Raw genomic sequence first — 6,667 nt, 5'->3', positions numbered from 1 at the left:
CCAAGCCGCGCTCGACGATGTGGCCTTCGTCCGCCCAGACCGCAGAAACGAAAAACGCCGTTTCGGCAACCTCGCCGGCATCCGCCAGCTCATCGAATCGGTCTTCGACACCGGCAAAGGCCAGCTCTCCCTCGAACTACACGGCGCCCGCACCCCCGAAAGCCTCTACGCCCGCATCGCCCAACGCCTCCTCGCCCTCGCCACCGCAATCTGGCACAACCACAACACCGGCGCCCCCGTCACCCGATCCCTCATCGCCTACGACCACTGAGTTAGGAATCAGTCGTCTAGACGACCCCGGATGCCCGATCTGGGCGAGTCGCGGCCGTCGCGTCAGGCGGCTGAGCGGGTGCGCCGCCAGCGGATGCCCGCCTCGATGAAGTGTTCGATGTTCATCTCGCCGGGCCGTCAGGCGGCTGAGCGGGTGCGCCGCCAGCGGATGCCCGCCTCGATGAAGTCATCGATCTCACCGTCGAACACGGCCTGGGGGTTGCCGGTCTCCTGCTCGGTGCGCAGGTCCTTGACCATTTGGTAGGGGTGCAGGACGTACGAGCGCATCTGGTCACCCCACGAGCCCGCGACGTCGCCCCGCAGCGCGTCGATCTTGGCCTGCTCCTCCTGCTGGCGCAGGACGAGCAGCTTCGCCTTGAGGATGCCCATGGCGGTGGCGCGGTTCTGGAGCTGGCTGCGTTCGTTCTGGCAGGCGACCACGATGCCGGTCGGCAGGTGCGTGATGCGGACCGCCGAGTCGGTGGTGTTGACGCCCTGGCCGCCCGGCCCCGACGAGCGGTAGACGTCGATGCGCAACTCGTCCTCGGGGATGTCGACGTCGTCGGACTGCTCGACGACCGGCACCACCTCGATACCAGCGAACGACGTCTGCCGGCGGCCCTGGTTGTCGAACGGCGAGATGCGGACGAGCCGGTGGGTGCCCTGCTCGACCGAGAGCGTGCCGTAGGCGTACGGCGCCTTCACCGCGAAGGTCGCCGACTTGATGCCGGCCTCCTCGGCGTAGGAGGTGTCGTAGACCTCCGTTGCGTACTTGTGCCGCTCGGCCCAGCGGATATACATCCGCATGAGCATGTCGGCGAAGTCGGCCGCGTCGACGCCGCCGGCGCCGGCCCGGATGGTGACGAGCGCCTCCCGGGAGTCGTACTCGCCAGACAGGAGAGTACGGACCTCCAGGGCCTCGATCGCCCGCCGCAGCTCGGCCAGCTCCTTCTCGGCCTCGACGCGGGTGTCGGCGTCGTCTTCGGCCTCGGCCAGCTCGACCAGGACCGCGAGGTCGTCGAGCTTCTGCCGCTGGGACGTCACCCGGTCGAGTTCGGCCTGCCGGGCCGCGAGCCGGCTGGTGACCCGCTGGGCGTTCGCCTGGTCATCCCACAGGTCGGGTGCTGCCGCCTGTTCGCTCAGCTCCGCGATCTCCTTGGACAGCTTCTCGAGGTCGAGGACGGCCTCGATGCTGCGTAGGGTCGAGTCGAGGTTCTTGAGCTCTGCGTCGAAGTCGGGTCCAGCCACGGTCCCCAAGCCTACGCGGCCCCGCGTGGCCCGCTTCTTCAGTGGCCCGCTACCGGTACGTGGTGGATGCTCCCGAAACTCCCCATGCCGCCGTCTCCGTGTGAGTCGGACACCTCCCCGCGCCGAACCTCTGGCGCCGGACAGGTTGCTGAATCTGACTGAAGCGGGGCGCGGGCTTGCGTTGGCTCAAGATCATTTCGGGGAAGTGGCCCACGTTTCGGGCGATACGTGGGCCACTTCCCCGAAATGATCAGGACGCGGGGATTCCGTCGGCTCCCACCGCGGCGCCTAGGATCCGCGATCCGTTTCCCCGCGTCGTAGGCAGGGACAAGCGCGAAATCCCCGTCAGGGCGTGGCGAAGGTTTCGGCGGAGGCCTGGACGGTGATGTCGATCTGGCCCTGGTTGTTGGAGAGTGCGTTGACGATCGGGAGGATTACCGTGCCGTTGCAGGTCACCGTCACCTGGGCGGCGTTCAGTGCGCTCACGGCGCAGTCCAGCGAGGTGTATCCACCCTCGGCGATGTACTGGTCCACTTCTTCCTGGGCGAGTTGGCGGCTGAGGATGACCTTGTCCTCGACACCACCGCCGTAGATCGCCGCCTTGTCGATGCCGTTGGTCGCGGCGAGAGCGGCACCGTCGGCGATGGCGTTCAGGCCGCGCCGGTAGACGAACGCCTGGGAGGCGTCGAACACCACCGCACACAACAGGATGATGATGATGCCGAACCCGATGATGAGGGGAATCAGCTGGCCATTCTCGTCCGGCTGCCGACGACGGGGCGGGCGCCCGCCCCGTAGCACTCCTGAACGCCGATACATGGGACCGGTCACCCCCTGGACTCCCGGTAGTCGCCGTATGGCGTTCGATGCGTACTGCTCACCGGGATCGACGCCAGCGGACCACCGATCGCGTCGGGAACGAACGGCAGCGGCACGGTGAAGCTGACGGTCACGACGACGGAGGAGCCCGCCTGCAGGCAGCCACCATCGCAGCGGTAGCTGAAGCCGTTTCCGAGATCCAGCCCCTGATCTGACATCGCGTACTGCGCGGCCTGCCGAGCCCGGGCCTCGGCCTCCCCCACGCTCGGCGCGAGGACGAACGCCCGGCCGGCCTCGCGGGCCGCGGCGGACACGCCGTACGCGGCGCGCTGGACGTCGAAGACCGCCAGCATGACGTAGACGAGTGGGATCAGGAACAGGATCCCCAGGTAGCAGAACTCGACGATGGCGTTGCCGCGCTCCCCGGTCAGTCGACGGGTCACGCCGAAGCCCCGCACGCCGCTGGCAAGCCAACCCGCACCACGGCGCCACAGCCGCACAAACCCCCGCGGCCGGCCGGTCATGGTGTCGGCTCCTTGACCGCGTGGCCGGCCACTGTGAAGCCGAACGTTGGTCCCCACAGGCCGAGCGCCGGCATCCGTGCCCGCACCTCCATGACAACCAACTCCTGCCCGCCCGCGGAACCGGTGCCGGGCGAAACGCCGCTGGCCATGCCGGCCGAGAGCGCCCCCGCGATGCAGTCACGGGTCACGGCGGCGCCCTGGTCGGGTGTGCCGTTGTAGTTGGCGGCCTGCCGGGCACCTTCGTGTGCGCAGGCCGTGAGTGTGTTACGCACGTGAAGGAACAACCCAAGCTGCAGAACGCCAAGGAAGAGCGGCAACAGGATCGTCAGGACCAGGACGAACTCGACGACGGAGGAGCCGCGCTCGGCGTCCTGGACCCTGACGGTCCAACGCCTCATCACCCCGGAACGCTGCCCCGGGCCCGGTTGAGCGCGTCCTGCAGCAACTGTTGCAGCTGCGGCCCGAGGAACGCCCACAGGACGGCGACCAGGGCGGCGGTCATGACGGTGATGAGGATCCAACCAATCATGTCGCCGCGCTCGCGCCCACCCGACGTCACGCGTGCGTGCAGCCAGGCGACCACACCCAAAAGATCCCTCGTTACGGCGTTCATCGTCGGTCCTCTCTCACGGCGAAATCATCTGCAGGCCGATGGCACCCGGGAAAAAAGCAAACAATATGGTGACAGGGAGCACAAGGAACACGATGGGGACCATCATCCCAATTTCCTTGCGCCCGCCCGCCTCGATGAGCTCACGCTTGCCGGCCTCGCGCACGTCCGCGGCCTGGGCACGCAGGACGTCGGCGAGCGGGGTGCCGCGCTCCACGGCGATCGCGATCCCGTCGACGAACCTCGCAAGGACCGAGACGTTGGTGCGGTCGCCCACGCTCTCCAGCGCCTGCACGAGGGTCGCGCCGGTGCGGGCCTCGGCCAGCGCCAGCCGGAACTCCCGGGCCAGCTCGCCCTTGCTGACGTTCGCGACGCGCTCGAGCGCCGCCACCGGGCCCTCGCCGGCGGTCACCGACAGCGCCAGCATGTCGGCGACCGTCGGGAACTCCGCCATCATCCGGGCCTCGCGCTTCTTGACCTGCTCGGCGAGTCGCCGGTCGCGCAGGAGGACGCCGAGGACGAACGCCGCCACGCAGAGGATGAGGAGCGGGATCGCGTTGGTGCCCCGACTGACCAGGGCGACGACCGACACCGCCAGCGCGACCGCGAATCCCCCCGCACCCCAGATGAGTTGCTCGACCCGGAACTCATCAACGCTCATGTCGAGGCCGGCCTGCTGGAGCCGGCGGCGGACGACGGCGCCACCACCCAGAACGCGTTCGAGGATGCCGGCGCCGCTACGGAAGTAGGGCCGCAGGATGCGTTCGAGGGTGGGGAACGGTGTGAAGGTCCGGTCGGACAGGTCGAAGGCCTGCGGTCCGGCCGCATCCCGGATGTATGGAGCGAGCCGGTCGTCGAGCTTCGGCCGCCGGAACGCCGGCAGCCGAAAAATCGCCAGGGTCAGCCCGAGCCCGACGAAGAGCCCGAGTAGCAGGCCGTACCAACTGATTGTCATCGCAGCACCCTCTGCTCCTCAGGGAGCCGCCCGATCCGCAACATCAGGCGGTAGGCAAGCACACACAGGGCCGCGCCGACCACCAGGACAAGGAAGCCCAGCGGGGTGTTGTAGCGGGCGATGATGTCGCGCTGGAACGACATGAAGCCGAGCACCATCCAGGGCGCCGCGACACCCAGACGGGCGCCGTTGACAGTCCAGGACTGGCGGGCCTCGAGCTCCGCGCGGGTGCGAGCGTCGTCACGCAGGAACGACGAGAGTGTGCGCAGCATGCGGCCCAGATCGCTACCGCCGACCTCGCGGGCGATCCGCAGCGACTCCACGATGCGGTCACCCACCGGGTCGGCGAGGTTGCGCTTCAGGCGGTCGAGGCATTCGTTGAACCGTCCGGTCGCGCGGTAGTCCTCGGCGAACCGCTGGAACGGCCGGCGCAGCGCCTCCGGTCCGCGGATGCCGATCTGGGTGAGCGCCTCGGCCAGCGACAGGCCGGCCCGCACGCTGGATGCCAGGTTGTCGACGACGTCAGGCCACAGCTCCCGCAGCTCCTGCCGGCGTGCTCGGGCGCGGTAGCGCACCAGCGCGAGTGGCGCGTAGGCGGCCATCGTGCTGAACGCCAGCGCCACCGGAACTGCGCCGGAGATGACGAACATGACCAGGAAGACGAAGAGCCCGACGCCGATACAGGCGCCCATCAGCTGGCCCGATGACACCGCCTCGATGCCGGCCTGGGTCAGCAGGTCGTCGAGGCGGTCCCGGATCGACGGACCGGACGACGCCTGCTTGGGTGTCGGCTTGAGGAACGCCCGGATGATGAGCACGAGTCCCAGGCCCAGCATGAGGCCGAGGAGGATTCCCATCAGGCAACTCCCTCGAACCGTGGCGCGAGCAGCCGAGCGAGGTCGTACCCGATCCGTTCGAAGCGGTCGGGGTGCGGCGGGTAGCCCTCAGCCCGCACGAGCCGGTCGCCACGGAGCACGAAGATCGGCTCCAACTCGACAATGTCGCCCTCGACCCGTCCTGGCACCGCACAGATCTCGCGGACCCGCCGCCGCCCGCTCTCGATCAGCTGGGTGTGGACCACGATGTCGACCGCGCCGGCGACGGTGGGGACGACGAACCGCGAGCCGATGTTTTCGCCCGCGAGCAGCGGCAGGGTGCACATCTTGGTGATCGCCTCGCGGGCGGAGTTGGCGTGGATCGTGCACATACCCGGCAGGCCGGAGTTGAGCGCGATCAACAGGTCGAGGCACTCCTCGGCCCGCACCTCACCGACGATGATGCGGCTCGGCCGCATCCGCAGGGCTTCCTTGACGAGGTTGCGGAGCCGGATCTCACCGGTGCCCTCGAGGTTGGACTGGCGGGTCTGCAGCGGCACCCAGTCGGGCAGCGGGATCTTGAGCTCGAAGACCTCTTCACAGCTGATGATCCGCTCCCTCGGCGGGACCGCGGCGCCCAGGCAGTTCAGCAGCGTGGTCTTGCCCGCCTGCGTGCCGCCCGCGACCAGGACGTTGAGGCCCGCCACCACGCAGGCTTCGAGGAACTGCGCACCCTGAGCGCTGAGCGTGCCGAGCGAGACCAGGTCTTCCAGGTGCGTCGCGCGGACGACGAACTTTCGGATGTTGACGGCCCAGTGGGTGCGGGTGATGTCGGGGATCACGACGTGCAGCCGGCTACCGTCGGGGAGCATCGCGTCGACGAACGGCGTCGAGAAGTCGATCCGGCGTCCGGTGGTCTTGAGCATCCGCTCCACCAGGTCGCGGACCTCGTCGCTGGTGAGCACCGTCGTGGTCAGCTCGCTCCGGCCGTTGCGGGCGATGAACACCTTGGACGGCTCGTTGATCCAGATCTCCTCGATCGTCTGATCGTCGAGGTACTTCTGGAGCGGACCGAAGCCGGCGATCGCGTTGAAGACCTCGCGCGCCACCTCGCGCGGGTCACCAAGCGACGGAAGCGTCTGGACCAGCGTTCGCTCGTCGTATCTCAGAATGGCCTGGTCAACCATGCGACGAACCGCACCGGGCTCCTTGAGCGGGTCGAGCCCCTCGCGCCGGACCGTCTCACGTACTTCGGCGTCGATGATGTCGACCGCTGTCATAAGCCCGACGCACCCCGCGAAAGTCTCACGCTGCCTGCTCCTGTCACTGCGAGGGATCACCCACCGCCCGTGGATTCTGTCATGCGGATACATGACCTCGCGACCGGATGTCCACAGGGTGCGGCAGCGCCACGCCGCGCGACGGA

Annotated in this window: 8 protein-coding genes and 1 pseudogene; 1 reads left to right on the top strand and 8 read right to left on the bottom strand. The window is 68.5% G+C overall.

Annotated elements, in window-relative coordinates; all coding sequences use genetic code 11:
• Positions 1-271: pseudogene (locus B141_RS0121700) on the top strand (IS982 family transposase); the annotation flags it as partial.
• Positions 272-408: 137 nt separating this feature from the next.
• Here B141_RS0121700 and prfB read toward each other — a convergent pair.
• The 8 genes from prfB to B141_RS0121660 all read right to left on the bottom strand — a co-directional run bounded on the left by prfB (position 409) and on the right by B141_RS0121660 (position 6,521).
• Complete coding sequence (gene prfB, locus B141_RS0121695; protein ID WP_020577289.1) at positions 409-1,518, bottom strand: peptide chain release factor 2; 1,110 nt, start codon at positions 1,516-1,518, stop codon at positions 409-411.
• A 345-nt stretch (positions 1,519-1,863) separates the two neighbouring features.
• Positions 1,864-2,349, bottom strand: coding sequence for a pilus assembly protein TadG-related protein (locus tag B141_RS42005; RefSeq protein WP_020577288.1), 486 nt, complete (start codon positions 2,347-2,349; stop codon positions 1,864-1,866).
• Positions 2,346-2,861: a hypothetical protein gene (locus B141_RS0121685; protein WP_020577287.1), complete on the bottom strand. Its 516-nt coding sequence runs from the start codon at positions 2,859-2,861 to the stop codon at positions 2,346-2,348. The genes B141_RS42005 and B141_RS0121685 overlap by 4 nt, the downstream gene beginning before the upstream one ends.
• On the bottom strand, positions 2,858-3,259 hold the full coding sequence (locus B141_RS0121680; RefSeq protein ID WP_026257450.1) for a TadE/TadG family type IV pilus assembly protein: 402 nt from the start codon (positions 3,257-3,259) through the stop codon (positions 2,858-2,860). The genes B141_RS0121685 and B141_RS0121680 overlap by 4 nt, the downstream gene beginning before the upstream one ends.
• Entirely contained in the window at positions 3,259-3,474 is a 216-nt protein-coding gene (locus B141_RS0121675; protein WP_026257449.1) for a hypothetical protein, read from the bottom strand. The genes B141_RS0121680 and B141_RS0121675 overlap by 1 nt, the downstream gene beginning before the upstream one ends.
• A gap of 13 nt (positions 3,475-3,487) precedes the next feature.
• Positions 3,488-4,426 carry a type II secretion system F family protein gene (locus tag B141_RS0121670; RefSeq protein ID WP_020577284.1) on the bottom strand — a complete coding sequence of 313 codons (939 nt, stop codon included), beginning with the start codon at positions 4,424-4,426 and terminating at the stop codon, positions 3,488-3,490.
• A complete protein-coding gene (locus B141_RS0121665) occupies positions 4,423-5,283 on the bottom strand; it encodes a type II secretion system F family protein (RefSeq protein WP_020577283.1) in 861 nt (286 codons plus the stop codon). The genes B141_RS0121670 and B141_RS0121665 overlap by 4 nt, the downstream gene beginning before the upstream one ends.
• Positions 5,283-6,521, bottom strand: coding sequence for a TadA family conjugal transfer-associated ATPase (locus B141_RS0121660; RefSeq protein ID WP_020577282.1), 1,239 nt, complete (start codon positions 6,519-6,521; stop codon positions 5,283-5,285). The genes B141_RS0121665 and B141_RS0121660 overlap by 1 nt, the downstream gene beginning before the upstream one ends.
• Between the last annotated feature and the right edge of the window lie 146 nt (positions 6,522-6,667).

Origin of the sequence: Actinopolymorpha alba DSM 45243 (assembly GCF_000373925.1) — a bacterium.
GTDB lineage: Bacteria > Actinomycetota > Actinomycetes > Propionibacteriales > Actinopolymorphaceae > Actinopolymorpha > Actinopolymorpha alba.
Note: the sequence above shows the minus strand (reverse complement) of the source record. Positions and strands in the feature narration are given on the sequence as shown.